We start from the raw sequence: 15,051 nt of genomic DNA, 5'->3' as shown, positions 1-15,051 counted from the left end.
TAGACACTTGCAACGTCTTCCAAATAAATCTATATTTAATACATATCAAATGTGATAGAAAAAGAGGGATAAAATGAGTAAAGGCTTAGCTGGAAAAACGATTGCCATTTGTGGAACGAGAAAAACAGAAGAAATGCGTACACTTGTCGAAAAGCAAGGAGGACAAGCCGTTATTCGTTCTCTTCAAGGAACTGTATTTTTAGCCAAAGAGGAGTTAAAGCCAGGCATTGAAACCTTTGTGAAGCAAGGTGCGGATTGGGTGATTTTCACAACAGGCATCGGGACAGACACATTGATTGAGAGTGCAGAAGAGCTTCATCTGGGGGAAGCATTTATGCACATTCTATCAAATGCGCATATTGCTTCAAGAGGGTATAAAACCTTTGCAGCACTCAAAAAACGCGGAATTCAGCCAGACGTATCTGATGAAGATGGAACGGTTCGTGACATGATCTCAAAGCTTGAAGACAAGGAGTTTCATGGCAAACGCGTCATGGTGCAGCTTCACGGGGAAAACGCTCCGGCTCTCATCCAGTTTTTACATGACAAAGGGGCTGATGTTTTGCCGCTTTTACCTTATCAGCACACACCTCCTGAACCAGAGGCCGCAGAAACATTGCTTCAAGAAATGAAAGATGATAAAGTCCATGCCGTCTGTTTTACAACCGCTGTTCAGGTTCACGCCTTTTTCACACTAGCGGCAAAATGGGGCAGAAAACAAGAACTCCAAGAGCTATTCGAGCAGCACGTACTGGCAGTGGCCGTCGGAAAAGTCACAGCTGAAGCTTTAAAAGAAGAGGGAATAGACAGAATTCTAGCTCCGTCACTTGAGAGAATGGGTGCAATGATTATGGAATTATCCCAATATATGAAAAAACAATCATCACATTCATAGAAAAAACGCCTTTCACCCGATCAGTGGAAGGCGTTTTTCATTAGATTGTCCGTTTTCGGTTCGTACGAATTTTTTTGAGGACGAAATAGAGAACGATCAGGACGATCGCAATGGCCATAATAGGGGTTGTATAAGCGTGAGCAACACTTTGAATGTGATCCCACTTTGTCCCAAGCTGCATACCGAGATAGATAAATAAGATCGACCAAGGGATGGCAGCTAATCCTGTCAAGAGGACAAATTTCAAAAAAGGCATTTTGGCAATACCTGCTGGAATGGAGATGGCGTGGCGGACAACAGGAATAAAGCGCGCTGTAAACACCACACCGGTTCCATATCGGTCAAACCAGCGCTCTGCAGTTGCGATATGGTGTTCATGGATGAATAAGTATTTTCCGTACTTTGTTAAAAAAGGTCTTCCGCCATAAAGACCGATCCAGTATATAAAACACTGTGCGAGCGTACCTCCGATGACGCCAGCGATAACAGCTCCAACAAAACCGATTGTTCCTGTTGACACCATATATCCGCCATAAGCAAGAACAATTTCGCTCGGAATGATTTCAATCATCAGACCTAGTGCTACACCTACATAACCAAGGCTTGTCAGCCAGGTTAAAATTTCATTGAACAAGGTTCCCATTCATTTCACTCTGCCTTTAAATACGAATTTTCTTCAAGCATCCTTATAAAAGCCTATGCTTGTTTTGCTTTTCTAATGAGTATGCTTTCCGCTTACCTCCCACGGCTAAACCGAAAGACGCCTCATGAATGCCTGGCTTTTCCACCAAGTCTGTGACGATAAACTCTCGTCTAGCAAACTTTATCATACCATATTTGCTTGTACCTAGACGATCTACTTGCTGAACACTTGTTATGTGAAGAACTATCATGATGTCAGTGGTCAAATCAGTAAAGAAAATATGAACAGGCTGCATCCGTTTTTTTCAACAGATCATGATATAATTTGTTAGATGAAACGAACGGGTGGTGCACAAACATGTATTTAACAATCGCAGAAACAGCTGAATACTTAGAAGTAGCTGAAGCGTATATTGAGAAATTAATCCAGCAAAAAAAGATCCGCTATGTATTTGACGGCGAATCCTATCTGATTTATCAAGGACAGTTTCAAACGCATATGAAGCAGCTTGAACAATACAAAGAGCTCGTCCAAGAGATTTTAAATGAACCGATTCCTGAAGATCCAGATGTAAAGGACGAAGATTAGAAAACATTGTTCTTTTCACATGATTCAATGATGACAAATATAAAAGATCATACATATGCAATAAAAGGAAGTGAATGGAGTGGAAAAAGCCGCTTTATGTGAAGCCTGTCAAAAAAACGCAATGAATGTAGTAGAGAATTCTGATGAGCCGAAACAGCCTTATCAATTATGTCATCCGTGTCACAAGAGACTACTCAACTATTCATTACGACCTATTGAATGGTATAACTTAGCCGTTCTCCATTCTCCTAAACAATTTTTACTGCACGATGACTTTTATGGAGAGGACGGACAGGCTTTCCAATTAGAGGATGATGTCATCGTCACCAAAGAAGATAAAGCACCCACATTACAAGACGTTCGGCAAGATTTGGCGTCTTTATTAGACTTTTCAATCACTAGGTGGTTTCTTGAGGGTGATGTCATCGATGCTCTGAAACAGCACGATGAGAAAAAGATCTTAGACTCTGTTCAAAGTCGGTTTGATGAAACTCGGCATGTCGAAGTGAAATCACGAATGATAGAAATCGCGGCTGATGTTTTAGGTACATCTGCCGCTGGGTGGGTTAGGGAACTTTTGGATCAGGCTGACGAAGAATTTCTTTATCCACTTTCCTGGGCAGCAGCCAGCAGCCTGCCAGAAGATGAGGGTTTACAACATGTGATAGAGAAATTGAAATCGATCAGTGAAAAAGAATTGCCGACAGCTGCTTTTATCTGCCTGTACCGTTTCCGTTCTTACAAAATCATGGATTGGATGGAGTCTGCCTGTACCCAATTTCACGATCATTGGGGAAGGCTGGCAGCCGTAAGCTGTCCAACCTGGGATAGAATGAAAACATGGCTCGACAAAGGAAGACCTTTCAGCTTAATTGCACTGGATACAATGGCAAACTGCGCTAAAGGGAATAGACCAGTCCTTGTGGAACAATGTTCACCTAAAATCCTTAGAACAGATAAAAATGAAGTAGATAACACTTTAAATGACTATCTTCAAAAAGATCGCGTGCCACGAGTCAAAATGAAAGTGTCTAAAATAATGAATAACAAAGAAGACATTTTCGAATAATTTTTCACTCATTTATTGACTGACACCGGTTTGAACAATTTTCATATGGCATTTAATTTGTACATCCGCATCAGGATAGATTTCCTGCCATTTTTCTGGTGTCATTGCTTTGTCTTTTGATCGATACCTCAAACCCAGCCCAAGCGGATCTATGTTTTGCTTTTTAAAGGACTGAACAAGGTCTTGTCCTTGCTTAGCGACACGTTTTTCAACTTTTTTTTCAACATGGTCCAATATAGAAGGTTTATCAATTTTTTTGGACTTCATAAATTCTTTTAATTCACCTTTCAGCTTGATATCAATCGTGATATGAGGCTTTTTTGTTAGGTTTTTCGTTGGTTTGATCTGGTAAGACACATGTGATTTGATATTTTCAATGACGACATGAGTCTTTGCTTGATCATCCAATTGAAACTCGTAGATGCCATTTTTATGATTTTCAATCATCGCTTTAAATGTGAACGTTTCTTCTCCAGGGATATGACCCACCATTTTTTCTTGATCAAACAGAGCGACTCCTGTGACCTTGATGGCATTGCTTGTTTTTTTGATGTAAGGGAGGTAAGCATCGACCCCTTTTGCCAGCATCTGATTCATAAAAATATGCTGATTGGTCACAGGTTCATTGCCATTTCGCATATTTTGGGTTAACAGATCAGAGAGATACACGCCAATATTCAAGTTCGTTTGATTCATTTTTGTGTATAATAACTCTTCAACTTCTCCGCCTACAATCGCAAACACTTGGCGTGAACCAATGATAGGATCACGATAAATGTAATTCATTAAATCGATCATGCCGACTTCTTTTGCTAATTTTTCACTGATTAAAATAACGAGCACCTGGCCCATGACCACTGGAAAAGGTGATTTTTCTGACACGAGAAACTGAATATTACTAATGGTGTTTGACCTCGCACTTAATATTTGATAACTTCCTTGCTCTTCACTTTTAAAGACAGGGAAGACGAAGAAGCCCTTCATTTCGCCATCTTCTACTAAATCAAATCCTGCCGCCTGAGAGATATTTAATTCATCTAAAAGGCGAGGCTGTGCACAGCTAGTTAACAAAAGACTAAACAACATGAGACCCATGAGTATATAACGTTTCATGCTCGTTTTTTCACCCACCTTTTTTTCAGCATCAGCCCAATGACCATACAGACAATCAATCCATATATAAGAATGTATCCGCTATATTCCACCCATTGATTAAAGGCTTCAAAAGAGGTTGCCCCGGCAAAAAACGAAAACATGACCAAAATGAGGATGCTGAGACAGATTAAAGTGACGCGCTGACTCGTATGAAATACTTGTTTCGCCATTCGGCTCGCTGCCCATAATGGAATGGCGATATTTGGAATGATCAGAAGCAGCCAGAGGGACACTTCAATAAATTCAAAGCGCTGGATAAAGGGAAGTTTCACAATACTTGTTAACGTTAATGTCGGCCATTTTGTTAATTTGAGCTGAGCACTAGAGTAATACGCAATGGAGACGAGAAAGACAAGTAAATTTAAGCATGTCGTGAATAATGCCCCCATGTGGGCAAATTTTTGTGACGTCTGTGCTTGTTTAATAAAGGGATAATAGACAAGCAGCGTGCCAAAACCAAACATGGATAAGGAGGCATCTTTGACGCCCATTACCAGCTGCGAAAATGTATGATCAAACATCGGAAACATGAAGCGAATGTGACTATATTTCATGACATAAAAGCAAATAAACGTCATCCAATACGTCAGTACAATGCTAAAAAATGCCCATCCAGCAATGGTTCTAAAGCCGCCGGTATGAATGTAATACACAAGCAGCAGCAGTACAGACGCAAACAATAGACCAGGAATTTCTTTAAACAGCCATACATGGATCACATCCATATAGTGGACGAGAACGGTCAACGACAAAGAAGCAAAATATAAGATATAGAGTATGTTGAATAATTGCCCAATCCATTTGCCAAATACGTATTGCGTGATATCACCAAATTCATCCGAAGGGGCCTTTCTAAACATCAAGTACATCAGAAAGATCATCACATTGACGCTGATGCCAGAAATAAGAATGGCGATCCATCCATCATTATTCATAGAACGAACAAGGTTTGTTTGAAAGTTTAAAATGCCGACACCTACTTGATTGGCATTGATGAGAAAAAACACAAAAAAAGGGGAAACTTGAAATTTTTCTTTCACAGAAGAAGAACTCATGCTTTCACTTCCTTATTCATAAAAATCATTTTTCCCCTTACGGCCTTGCTTAGGCTTTTGCCGGTGAATCGTTTCATTTTGCGGGCGTAAATTTTCCGGTCTTTTATTCAAAAAGCGGAGCTGAGGACGAATCAAACTGCCCTTTAAATCCGTCAGACGCAGCGGAAAAATAGGCTCTAGATACGGCCTTCCAATAGATGTTAATTTCATTAAATGGGTGAGTAGGAAAGATCCCATCACGGCAATGCCTAATGCACCCCAAATCTGTGCTGCAAATAGAAATGGAAATCTCAGCAGCCGAATGGCACTGCCCATTTTGTAAATAGGGGTGACAAATGAGGCAAGAGCAGAAAGGGCGACAATAATGAGTAAAATATTACTTGTTAAGCCTGCTGCCACAGCAGCCTGTCCAATGACAATCCCGCCAACAATCCCGAGCGTCTGCCCGACTTTAGCTGGGAGCCTCGAACCTGCTTCTCTTAGTAATTCAATCGAAATCTCTAAAAATAGGGCCTCAATAATCGGAGGAAATGGAACAAGATAGCGCGAGGACACAATGGTTTCTAATAAATCCTTTGGGATCAGCTCATAATGAAAGGTTAAAACGGCTACATATAAAGGTGTCGCAAAAATGGAGAATATCACTGCAAATATGCGTAACAGCCGAAAGCAAGAAGCCGCCATCCACGACATATTGTAGTCTTCCATTGTGGAAAAATACTCAAGTAAAATAGTCGGGGCAAGCAAGACATGAGGCGATCCATCGACTAAGATGGCAATTTTCCCTTCTGTTAAACCTGACGACACGCGGTCGGGTCTTTCTGTATTTAAAAACAATGGAAAGATCGTATTGGATACATCATAAAGCATTTGAGCGAGGTAATTCGCATCTAAAATCTGATCATAATCAACGTCCTCAATGCGCTGGAGAACGGTTTCGATGTTTTGCGGGTTGGCGATTTCTTCAATATATAACACCGCTACTTTTGTTTGAGATAGCGTGCCAACTGTCTTTTCTGCCACTTTCAGGTTCGGCGTCGGCAGCCGCCGCCTGACCAAATTTAAATTGGTATCCAAAACCTCCACAAATGCTTCCTGGGCACTGATAATGCCAAATTCAATCTCGGGGGGCCCAACTTGTCTGCCTTTCTTTTCTTCAATCGGTATCAGAAGTGCTTTGCCCCAGTCCGTTTCGAGCCGAATGGCCATATTGCCCAGATGAAGGGCTTCTTCCACTTTTTGAAGATCGGTCGTGATGACAGACTGTTCAATGGGGATTCGTTCTTTCAGCTCCTCAAGAGTGGGGGTGAGGTGCAACTCTTTCATGCAGGGCAAAATTTGTTCATGGAGTAGATGACCATTAATTAAAGAACGAAAAAAAGAGATTCGATAAAGAAAACCTTCACTTCGTGACAATTCGTTTGTAAAATCAGAGGAACGTGACAATGCCTCAAATACTGAATTTGGGTCCTTTTGATGTTGTTTGTTTTTCTTCAGCACTTGAATCATCTCCTTCCGCGATTTGCCTCTATTATCCAACTAATTGTCTGAAGATATGCATGAAAAAAAGCGTTCAGCTTGATGAGCTAGACGCTTTTTTTCCATATTGAACGGCTTCTAATAAAAAATCTGCGAGATGGACGGCACGCATGCTGGGCGATTGTCCTGAACGTTTGATACCCGCTGCCATTTGCAAATGACAGCCTGGATTGGACGTGACAATGGCAGCCGCCGCTGTTTGACTAGCTTCTGTCATTTTATGATCTAAAATTTGCATCGACATCTTTGGCTGCAAAATATTATAAATTCCGGCGGATCCGCAGCAGCGGTCGGCATCCTTCATTTCTTTAAATGATACCCCGTGAATCGCCTTCATCAGCACCCTTGGCGCTTGCTCTACACCCATTCCATTTCGTAAGTGACAAGAGTCTTGATAGGTGATGATCTGCTCTGGCAAGGCAAGCGATGTACGCCGGTGAAACTTAAGCTCCACGAGAATATCTGATATATCCGTGATTTTATTTGAGAAGGCTTCACCTCGCTTTTGAAAAGCCGGATTATCCTTTAGCAAATGATCATAATCACTTAAAAAGGCACCACATCCGCCCGCATTCATGACAATGGCATCTGCCTCAATCTCCTCAAATGCTTCAATATTCCGCCTTGCTAACTGTTTCGCTTGCTCCTTTTCTCCGCTATGGCCATGAAGTGCACCGCAGCAAGTCTGAACAGGAGGGACGACAACGTCACAGCCGGCCAGCTGCAAAAGCTGGATGGTCGCTTCGTTTGTGCTGGAAAAAACGGTGTCCATTAAACAGCCAGTAAAAAAGGCCACACGCTTTCTTGCCGTGCCAATGGCTTTGTATTCTAACGCACGGCTTTTTTGTTGACGCGGCACCTTTGGAAGGGCCTGCTCCATCAGCTGTAAATGCGGCGGAAGCACCTTTAGCATGCCAGACTTGCGGGCGGCCGTTTGCAGACCAGAGGTTTGATAAAATCGCAGAAGTCCAGCCGCTTGACGCATTCGACTTTGTGAAGGAAAGAGTCCTTTAAACACAACACGTCTCACAAATTTGACAGGAAGAGATTGTTTTTTGTGCTGCTGAAGGATGTCTCTCGCATCCTCAAGTAAACGTCCATATTTGACGCCGGAAGGGCAGACCGGTTCACATGCACGGCATCCAAGACAAAGGTTCAGTGAATGTTCGACATCTTCATCCGGCTCAATCACGCCGTCTCTCACCGCCTTCATTAAAGCAATCCGGCCGCGGGGAGAGTGAGTTTCTTGTTGACCGGATTCAATATAAGTAGGGCAGGAAGGGAGGCAGAAGCCGCAGCGCATGCAGTTGAGCAGCTCCTTTTCATCCATTTGCTGCTGAAAGTTTTGCTGAATCTCTGATTGTTTAGGGGAATTCATGAGACCACCACCCGCTTTCTTGCTGCTTTTCCAAACACCTTATCAGGATTCATAATATTTGCTGGATCTAGCGCTTGTTTGATTGCTTTCATTGCAGCGATTCCTTCTTTTTTGACCTTTAGCTCTAAATAGGGGGCTTTCATCAGACCCACGCCATGTTCACCCGTAATGGTGCCGCCAAGGGAGACTGCTTTTTCAAAAATGGCCTGAAAGGCTTCTTCGACCCGCTTCATTTCTTCTTCATTTCTTGCATCGGTTGCACAAGTAGGATGTAAATTCCCGTCACCTGCATGACCAAATGTACAGATTTTCACTTCGTACTCTCTCGCAATGTCTTCGATCGCCCGCACCATGTTCGCAATTTCAGACCGGGGGACTGTAGCATCTTCTAAAATCGTTGTGGGGCTTAAACGGGCGAGGGCAGATAAAGCGGCTCGTCTCGCTGTTAAAAGGGCACTTGCCTCTTCTTCAGAATGTGCGATATTTACTCCTTTTGCACCGTGCTGCTGACAGACCTTTGCGATGTTCTCTATATCACGGGAAACGGCCTCAGGGTTGCCGTCCTGTTCGATTAATAGCACCGCTTGAACGTCAGTCGGCAGGCCGATTTTGGCAAAGTCTTCGACGACTTTCAGTGTCGGCTGATCCATAAATTCTAATGTGGCGGGGATAATACGCTCTGCAATAATCGCCGAAACTGAAGCGGCTGCTTCCTCTAGGCTTTCATATAAGCAAAGCATCGTTTGTTTGGTTTCTGGAAGCGGCAAAAGCTTCAGCGTGGCTTCTGTGACAATTCCGAGCGTTCCTTCTGATCCAACAAATAAACGGGTCAGATCATATCCGGCCACGTCCTTTGCGAGCTTGCCGCCCGTTTTGATGATGTCACCGTTTGGCAGAACCACTTCAAGTCCAAGTACATAATCTCTCGTCACGCCATATTTTAACCCCCGGAGACCACCTGAATTTTCATTAATATTGCCGCCTAACGTGGAGATTTTCATCGAGCTTGGATCTGGTGGGTAGAAGAGACCTCTTGCCTCTACTTGGCGAATAAGTTCCTGTGTGATCAAACCAGGCTGGACCGTTGCGGTGAGGTTTTCTTCGTCTATTTCGATTAATTGGTTCATTCTTGTAAACAACATCACAAGTCCGCCTTGTGTAGGACAGGTTCCTGCACAAAGGTTCGTTCCTGATCCTCTAGGCACGATCGGCACCTTATATGAAGCGCAGAGCCGGACAATTTGCTGGATGTCCTCAGCCGCGCGCGGGCTTACGATGACATCTGGCATATGCTGAAAATTAGGTGTTGCATCATAAGAGTAGGCAAGCCGATCGGCTTTACTGTCTTGTACATAGGGCGCCCCGACAATCTTTTTTAATTGACTTAAAAATTCAGAATTTAACATGCGCATTCACTCCTACTGATTAGACATACCGTTTCTTTCAGTATAAAAAAAGAATCGCCTCATGCCTATGGACGATTCTACAAAATATTGGGCTGTTCGCCTCGTTTATTTGGATGATGATCTAATAGCATCAAGGCTAAATAAAAGAGCATCGCATCTTGCATGCGTTTTGGATCAAGTGTCGTTAAATCTTGGATACGTTTTAGTCTGTAATGCAGTGTATTGATATGTACGTGCATCGCTTCCGCGGTATACTTCAATGAGTAATCTGATGTTATGAGTACACGCAATGTTTTCACTAGTTCAGGGTAGGGGAGAAGTGGGGCGATCGTTCGATCAAGGAACACTTCTTTTGTTTCCTGACTCACTTCTTCTATAAAAAGTTCAAGTGTTAAATCCTCATCAAACACAATCGGTGTATCCACATTCGCCAATTTTAAGGCACGAAAGGCTTGATGAAAGGATTGCTTCATCATATGTCCAGCTGCTGGTTTTCCCGCACCTATCAAAACCTTTGACGTGGAACGTGAGGTGAGGGAAGCATGGATGTGAAAAAGACGCTGCTGCAAGGTATCACGATCATTTGCCGAGGTTTGCAGCATGAGCAAAAAGCGGGCATGTCCCCAGCGAACGATCATTTCCTGACTTGTGAGATGCAGCATTTCCTTTACTTTTTTGTATTGATCCTGCTTCATAAACGATTCATCGTGACAATCAATGAGGACGACGATACGCTGCTTGTTGACATCAAGCTGAAGCCGCGCTGCTTTTTCAGTGAGATTGATTGCTGTCTCTGGCAGATGAAGCCAGTCGAACACAAACGCTTCAAGCTGCCGTTCATCGGTTTCCGTTTCTAGAAAAAATTCATGCTCTTGAATAAGCAGTTCGGTCATTTTTCGTAATATTTCGCCAAATGGAGAGACATGGACGGGATTTCCTGTCATCCCAATCACCCCAATGACCTCTTGCTTAAAATAAATAGGCAGATTGATGCCGGCTTTGACCCCTTTCATTTGCTGCTCATCATCCTTTGTGAGGATTCGTTTTTGTCCTTCAAAGGATGTCAGATACGCCCCTTCATGAAATTGACCAATGCGCGCTGGATCTGTTGCCGCAATGATGGTGCCGTTTGTTTGTGCGATGATGATTTCCTCAGTCAGCACTTTTTTGACCTCGTCTACGATTTTTTCTGCCAGTGTCATTGTGAGCAAAACGTACCCCTCCGAGATGTTTCTTTTGACACTATCATACCATCATATGCTGAGTCATATCTTTCTTTTCATGAGTTATGCTAAAATAATAAACGCACATGAAAGAGAAGAAAGGAGACATAGCCATGTCATTGCAAAATCGCTTACAAGATTTACTGAAAGAAGGACAAGCGCTGCCAGACTTTGAATATGACGAAGCGGCGCGCCACAATTGGCCTTTAGAAGGTGCAAGAATAAAGGAAGAGGCACGCTTTAGCGATGTATATATAGAGCGTGTAGACAAAGAATCCGAGGACATGATTCAAACAGAAGGCGCCTCATTTCTAAACACACCGCTTACATATGTAAAAAAACATCAAAAAGAATTCATTTATATCGAATCAAAGTGGTTTGATGTGGTGAGAGTCGATGGATTAGCCATTGAATGGGACGAAGTGTTTCAAACGTATACCGTGTTATTCGGTTTAAAACGTCCTAAAAAAGACACAGGTATTTTAAAAGACATGCTGGCTCCATTAAATGGTGCGCAGCTTCAATTTAATGGGCAAGACGGCTTATTCGATGTGAATTTACAGCTTCTTGAGCTTGAGGACATCCACGAAGATATGCCTTTCATTGAAGTCATCTCAGCCGTATACCGTTTTTTATTCCGCATGATCATGCAGCTTGAAATGAATGAATCAAAAAACGGCTCAAATTCCTGAGCCGTTTTTTTGTGATCCATTTATTTACGTCTGCTCATTTGATGAAGGCGTGGCAAACCGTACATCATGCTCTTTTCCATATTGAAGATAATCTTCACTTGGCTGTTTATTCGTGACGACGACATCAAGATCGTGTAAATCACAAAACGTGGTCAAAGCGTAGTGATCGAACTTACTATCATCAACTAATAAAAACGTTTTGGCACTTTTTTCAACAACTGTCTTTTTAATATCCGTTTCAAGTGGGGACGAATTCGTGACTCCGTGATCAATGGATAAACCAGTTGATGCGATAAAGGCTTTATTGACATTGTAAGCTTTCAAACGCTCTACACTTTGATAGCCAACGAAAGAATTCGTTTTTCTCTCAAGCATCCCGCCGGTGGAAAAGATAGTGAGATTTTCATAAGGCATCGCCTGTGTAATAAAATCTACATTATTGGTCACAACGGTCACCTGTTTCTCAGTCAAATAGGGAAGCATCTCAAGTGTTGTCGTACCAGAATCAACAAAAATCATATCCCCATTTTCCACAAAAGCAGCAGCCGTTTGTCCGATCAATTGCTTTTTACTGAGCTGGCGGGTCTTTCGCTCTTGATATACTACTAATGTTGAATGGTTCACAGCGACTCCGCCATATACTTTTTTGAGCACGCCGGATTCGACCAATGCTTGTACATCTCGGCGTATCGTGTTTTTTGAGACGCCAAAATGCGCCACAAGCTCATCAAGTGAGGCAGATTCCCGGTCAAACACATACTCTTTGATTTGCTGAATCCGTTTTGTTTTTATCATGCTTCATATCTCCAATCCATCCGAATCTCCTTTTTCCATTATACCAAATGGCTTCTCTTTTCCCCATCTCAATAAAAGCGTATGATAGAGAAAAGAACGTAACGGAAAGGATTTTCACTTCTATGAATCAATCAAACAACCCATTTTCAAAGCTTGCGAATTTTAGAGAAGTAGGGGGACTTCAAACAACAGGTGAGATGGTGATCAGGCAGGGAATGATTTATCGATCCGCAGATCTATCGCGTCTCACAAAACAAGATATGTTGACGTTCTCAAAGCTTAGGATTCAAACCATTTGTGATCTCCGAACAAGCTCAGAACGCAAATCACATCCGCCAAAAATCAAGGAACACAACAAAATCGTTCATATCCCGATGCAGCCTGACAGTAAGATGCCAAGTAAGTGGACCATGTTTCGTATGCTGACAACTGAAGGGAAATCTCTTTCATTTGCACCGATTATGAAAGATTTATATCAAAGTATGCTCACAGAACGTAAAGAAGAGATTCAGCAGCTGTTCTCGCTGCTTTCAGATAAGAGCAATTACCCGCTGATGCTTCACTGCACGAGCGGTAAGGACCGGACAGGCTTTTTATCTGCCCTCATTCAATTAGCAGCAGGTGTACCGATGCCGGCCGTTTTAAGTGAATATATGCGTTCCAATGAAGGTGTGAAAATGCTTGTCAGAAGGCAGCAGCGATTTGTCCGCATGATGAGTTTATACCGGGTGTCAAAAGAGCAAATTCAACCGCTTCTCGGTGTGCAGCAAGATTATCTGGAAGATGTGCTAAACGAAATGATGGACACATACGGAAGTGCAGAGCGGTATTTAATCGAGGCTTGCGAAATACCTGAAGCTCAGCTCAAGGAAATGAAAAACATCCTGCTGACACCATCTGCTGGCATTCGATCTCAAAAAGCGGAATAAACTGAATATGAGGTGATGCAAAAAATGCTGAAAAAAATCAGTATGACGTGTCTAACACTAATTTTGATGTTTGTATTCTTATTGATTCCTTCTAGCAGTCTAGCTCGTCCAATGCCAAAAGGGAAGCTTGAAAGCACAAGAGAGATGCGCGCGGTATGGATCGCATCGGTTTATAACCTAGATTGGCCTTCAAAGAAAGGACTGCCTGTCAAAGAGCAGAAACAAGAGTTTATTCATTTGTTAGATGAGATCAAAGCGATGAATATGAATGCCGTGATCATGCAAATTAAACCGACAGCAGATGCCTTTTATCCTTCGGCATACGGCCCGTGGTCCGAATATTTGACCGGCACGCAAGGGAAAGATCCCGGGTATAACCCGCTTGAATTCATGATCGAAGAAGCTCATAAACGCGGGCTCGAATTTCACGCTTGGTTTAACCCGTATCGAATCACAATGAATCATACCGACCTCAGCCGTTTATCAGCCGATCACCCTGCAAAAAAACATCCAGATTGGACTATTGCGTACGGTAATCAGCTTTACTACAATCCAGGCATTCCTAAAGCTCAGGAGTTCATTGTCGGCAGCATAGAAGAAGTCGTGAAAAACTACGATATTGATGCAGTGCATATGGATGATTATTTTTACCCGAATAAAATAGCCGGTGTGCCGTTTCCAGATCAAGAAACGTATGAAACATATGGAAAAAAGGCATTCACGCATATAGAAGATTGGCGAAGAGATAATGTGAACCAATTGGTCAAGCAAATCAACGACACCGTGAAGAAAGTAAAGCCGTATGTGAAGTTTGGTATTAGCCCCTTCGGAGTCTGGCGCAACATAAAGGATGATCCGACTGGTTCAAACACCACAGCAGGGATGACCAACTATGATGATTTGTATGCTGATACAAGAGAGTGGATTCAGCAGCACGATATCGATTATGTCACCCCGCAAATTTACTGGAGCATCGGCTTTCAGGCAGCCGCATACGATGTGCTAACAAAATGGTGGTCAAATGAAGTGAAGGGAGAGCCTGTTCACCTGTACATTGGTCAGGCGACGTATAAAATTAATCAAAACAGTGATCCTGCTTGGTCTGATCCAGAAGAATACTTTCGGCAGATCAAACTGAACAGACAGTCGCCTCTCGTGCAGGGAAGCATGCACTTTAGCCTAAAGGATATCAATCGCAACCCTTTGAATGTCAAAAATCGATTGATAGAAGATGCTTACCGTAAACCGGCTCTCATTCCAGAAATGCCTTGGCTTCATCAGAAAGCGCCAAAAAAACCAATCATTCAATCTATTAAAAAGACAGCAGAGGGTGCGGCTTTACAGATCAAAAATGATCCGCAATCTACCGCATCCTATTACGCGGTCTATCGCTTGACGACGAAAGGAACATATGAATTGCTGCAAACCGTTAGAAAAGAAACCGGCACGCTGACATCTGTCAAAGATCTTTCAGTTCATCAGAATAAGAGTGATACTTACAAAGTAACGGCTCTCAATCGACTTCATCACGAAAGCAAGCCTTCTACAAAAAGAGTGAGATAACGAAAAAGCATGAATGAGGATTTTCTTCGTTCATGCTTTTTTCTATTATTTTTGTTTTAATTTTCTGAATTCAACCAAGCTTGGCATGAAGCAGCCACTTGATTAATAAATATGATAGAAA

Annotated in this window: 14 protein-coding genes; 6 read left to right on the top strand and 8 right to left on the bottom strand. The window is 42.5% G+C overall.

Translation table 11 applies throughout. The features are described 5' to 3' along the window. Positions 1 to 73: 73 nt before the first annotated feature. Complete coding sequence (locus C6Y06_RS17185) at positions 74 to 895, top strand: uroporphyrinogen-III synthase (RefSeq protein ID WP_060596502.1); 822 nt, start codon at positions 74 to 76, stop codon at positions 893 to 895. 40 nt (positions 896 to 935) lie between these two features. Here the strand turns inward: C6Y06_RS17185 and uptA are convergent, their stop codons facing one another. Then, positions 936 to 1,538 (bottom strand): undecaprenyl phosphate transporter UptA, encoded by a 603-nt coding sequence (gene uptA / locus C6Y06_RS17180; protein WP_095285257.1) that lies wholly within the window; start codon positions 1,536 to 1,538, stop codon positions 936 to 938. Positions 1,539 to 1,895: 357 nt separating this feature from the next. Here uptA and C6Y06_RS17170 point away from each other — a divergent pair, with 357 nt between their 5' ends. Then, the gene (locus tag C6Y06_RS17170; protein ID WP_034660863.1) at positions 1,896 to 2,126 is read left to right on the top strand and encodes an excisionase family DNA-binding protein; all 231 of its coding nucleotides are present in this window, start codon (positions 1,896 to 1,898) and stop codon (positions 2,124 to 2,126) included. A gap of 79 nt (positions 2,127 to 2,205) precedes the next feature. Beyond that, complete coding sequence (locus C6Y06_RS17165) at positions 2,206 to 3,195, top strand: hypothetical protein (RefSeq protein WP_223251472.1); 990 nt, start codon at positions 2,206 to 2,208, stop codon at positions 3,193 to 3,195. Between the two features lie 12 nt (positions 3,196 to 3,207). Here C6Y06_RS17165 and C6Y06_RS17160 read toward each other — a convergent pair whose 3' ends face one another. The 6 genes from C6Y06_RS17160 to C6Y06_RS17135 form a co-directional block, all read right to left on the bottom strand. Beyond that, positions 3,208 to 4,308 carry a Ger(x)C family spore germination protein gene (locus C6Y06_RS17160; protein WP_106037291.1) on the bottom strand — a complete coding sequence of 367 codons (1,101 nt, stop codon included), beginning with the start codon at positions 4,306 to 4,308 and terminating at the stop codon, positions 3,208 to 3,210. Next, a complete protein-coding gene (locus C6Y06_RS17155; RefSeq protein ID WP_060596498.1) occupies positions 4,305 to 5,405 on the bottom strand; it encodes a GerAB/ArcD/ProY family transporter in 1,101 nt (366 codons plus the stop codon). The genes C6Y06_RS17160 and C6Y06_RS17155 overlap by 4 nt, the downstream gene beginning before the upstream one ends. A 12-nt stretch (positions 5,406 to 5,417) precedes the next feature. Then, a complete protein-coding gene (locus tag C6Y06_RS17150) occupies positions 5,418 to 6,905 on the bottom strand; it encodes a spore germination protein (RefSeq protein ID WP_060596497.1) in 1,488 nt (495 codons plus the stop codon). 73 nt (positions 6,906 to 6,978) lie between these two features. After that, positions 6,979 to 8,322, bottom strand: a complete 1,344-nt coding sequence (locus C6Y06_RS17145; protein ID WP_106037290.1) for a (Fe-S)-binding protein — start codon at positions 8,320 to 8,322, stop codon at positions 6,979 to 6,981. After that, positions 8,319 to 9,728, bottom strand: a complete 1,410-nt coding sequence (gene glcD / locus C6Y06_RS17140; RefSeq protein ID WP_060596495.1) for a glycolate oxidase subunit GlcD — start codon at positions 9,726 to 9,728, stop codon at positions 8,319 to 8,321. The genes C6Y06_RS17145 and glcD overlap by 4 nt, the downstream gene beginning before the upstream one ends. Before the next feature lie 77 nt (positions 9,729 to 9,805). Beyond that, positions 9,806 to 10,939, bottom strand: a complete 1,134-nt coding sequence (locus C6Y06_RS17135; protein ID WP_060596494.1) for a CdaR family transcriptional regulator — start codon at positions 10,937 to 10,939, stop codon at positions 9,806 to 9,808. A gap of 125 nt (positions 10,940 to 11,064) precedes the next feature. On the opposite strand from C6Y06_RS17135, the gene C6Y06_RS17130 reads away from it, so the two are divergent. After that, positions 11,065 to 11,643, top strand: coding sequence for a hypothetical protein (locus C6Y06_RS17130; RefSeq protein WP_060596493.1), 579 nt, complete (start codon positions 11,065 to 11,067; stop codon positions 11,641 to 11,643). Positions 11,644 to 11,667: 24 nt separating this feature from the next. Here the strand turns inward: C6Y06_RS17130 and C6Y06_RS17125 are convergent, their stop codons facing one another. Beyond that, complete coding sequence (locus C6Y06_RS17125; RefSeq protein ID WP_060596492.1) at positions 11,668 to 12,438, bottom strand: DeoR/GlpR family DNA-binding transcription regulator; 771 nt, start codon at positions 12,436 to 12,438, stop codon at positions 11,668 to 11,670. A 122-nt stretch (positions 12,439 to 12,560) separates the two neighbouring features. Between C6Y06_RS17125 and C6Y06_RS17120 the strand changes: the two genes are divergently transcribed. Together C6Y06_RS17120 and C6Y06_RS17115 are read left to right on the top strand one after the other, a co-directional pair. Next, positions 12,561 to 13,367 (top strand): tyrosine-protein phosphatase, encoded by an 807-nt coding sequence (locus C6Y06_RS17120; protein WP_060596491.1) that lies wholly within the window; start codon positions 12,561 to 12,563, stop codon positions 13,365 to 13,367. A gap of 24 nt (positions 13,368 to 13,391) precedes the next feature. After that, a complete protein-coding gene (locus C6Y06_RS17115) occupies positions 13,392 to 14,930 on the top strand; it encodes a glycoside hydrolase family 10-like protein (RefSeq protein ID WP_060596490.1) in 1,539 nt (512 codons plus the stop codon). Positions 14,931 to 15,051 lie beyond the last annotated feature (121 nt).

The organism is Bacillus sp. MZGC1, from assembly GCF_002998605.1.
GTDB lineage: Bacteria > Bacillota > Bacilli > Bacillales > Bacillaceae > Bacillus.
This window is presented reverse-complemented; position numbering and strand designations above follow the sequence as displayed.

Excerpts from the sequence above, each read along its gene's own strand:
- C6Y06_RS17120 (WP_060596491.1), top strand. The coding sequence starts at position 12,561 with ATGAATCAATCAAACAACCCATTTTCAAAGCTTGCGAATTTTAGAGAA.
- C6Y06_RS17170 (WP_034660863.1), top strand. The coding sequence starts at position 1,896 with ATGTATTTAACAATCGCAGAAACAGCTGAATACTTAGAAGTAGCTGAA.
- uptA (WP_095285257.1), bottom strand. The coding sequence starts at position 1,538 with ATGGGAACCTTGTTCAATGAAATTTTAACCTGGCTGACAAGCCTTGGT.
- C6Y06_RS17160 (WP_106037291.1), bottom strand. The coding sequence starts at position 4,308 with ATGAAACGTTATATACTCATGGGTCTCATGTTGTTTAGTCTTTTGTTA.
- C6Y06_RS17115 (WP_060596490.1), top strand. The coding sequence starts at position 13,392 with ATGCTGAAAAAAATCAGTATGACGTGTCTAACACTAATTTTGATGTTT.
- C6Y06_RS17155 (WP_060596498.1), bottom strand. The coding sequence starts at position 5,405 with ATGAGTTCTTCTTCTGTGAAAGAAAAATTTCAAGTTTCCCCTTTTTTT.
- C6Y06_RS17125 (WP_060596492.1), bottom strand. The coding sequence starts at position 12,438 with ATGATAAAAACAAAACGGATTCAGCAAATCAAAGAGTATGTGTTTGAC.
- C6Y06_RS17185 (WP_060596502.1), top strand. The coding sequence starts at position 74 with ATGAGTAAAGGCTTAGCTGGAAAAACGATTGCCATTTGTGGAACGAGA.
- C6Y06_RS17130 (WP_060596493.1), top strand. The coding sequence starts at position 11,065 with ATGTCATTGCAAAATCGCTTACAAGATTTACTGAAAGAAGGACAAGCG.
- glcD (WP_060596495.1), bottom strand. The coding sequence starts at position 9,728 with ATGTTAAATTCTGAATTTTTAAGTCAATTAAAAAAGATTGTCGGGGCG.
- C6Y06_RS17145 (WP_106037290.1), bottom strand. The coding sequence starts at position 8,322 with ATGAATTCCCCTAAACAATCAGAGATTCAGCAAAACTTTCAGCAGCAA.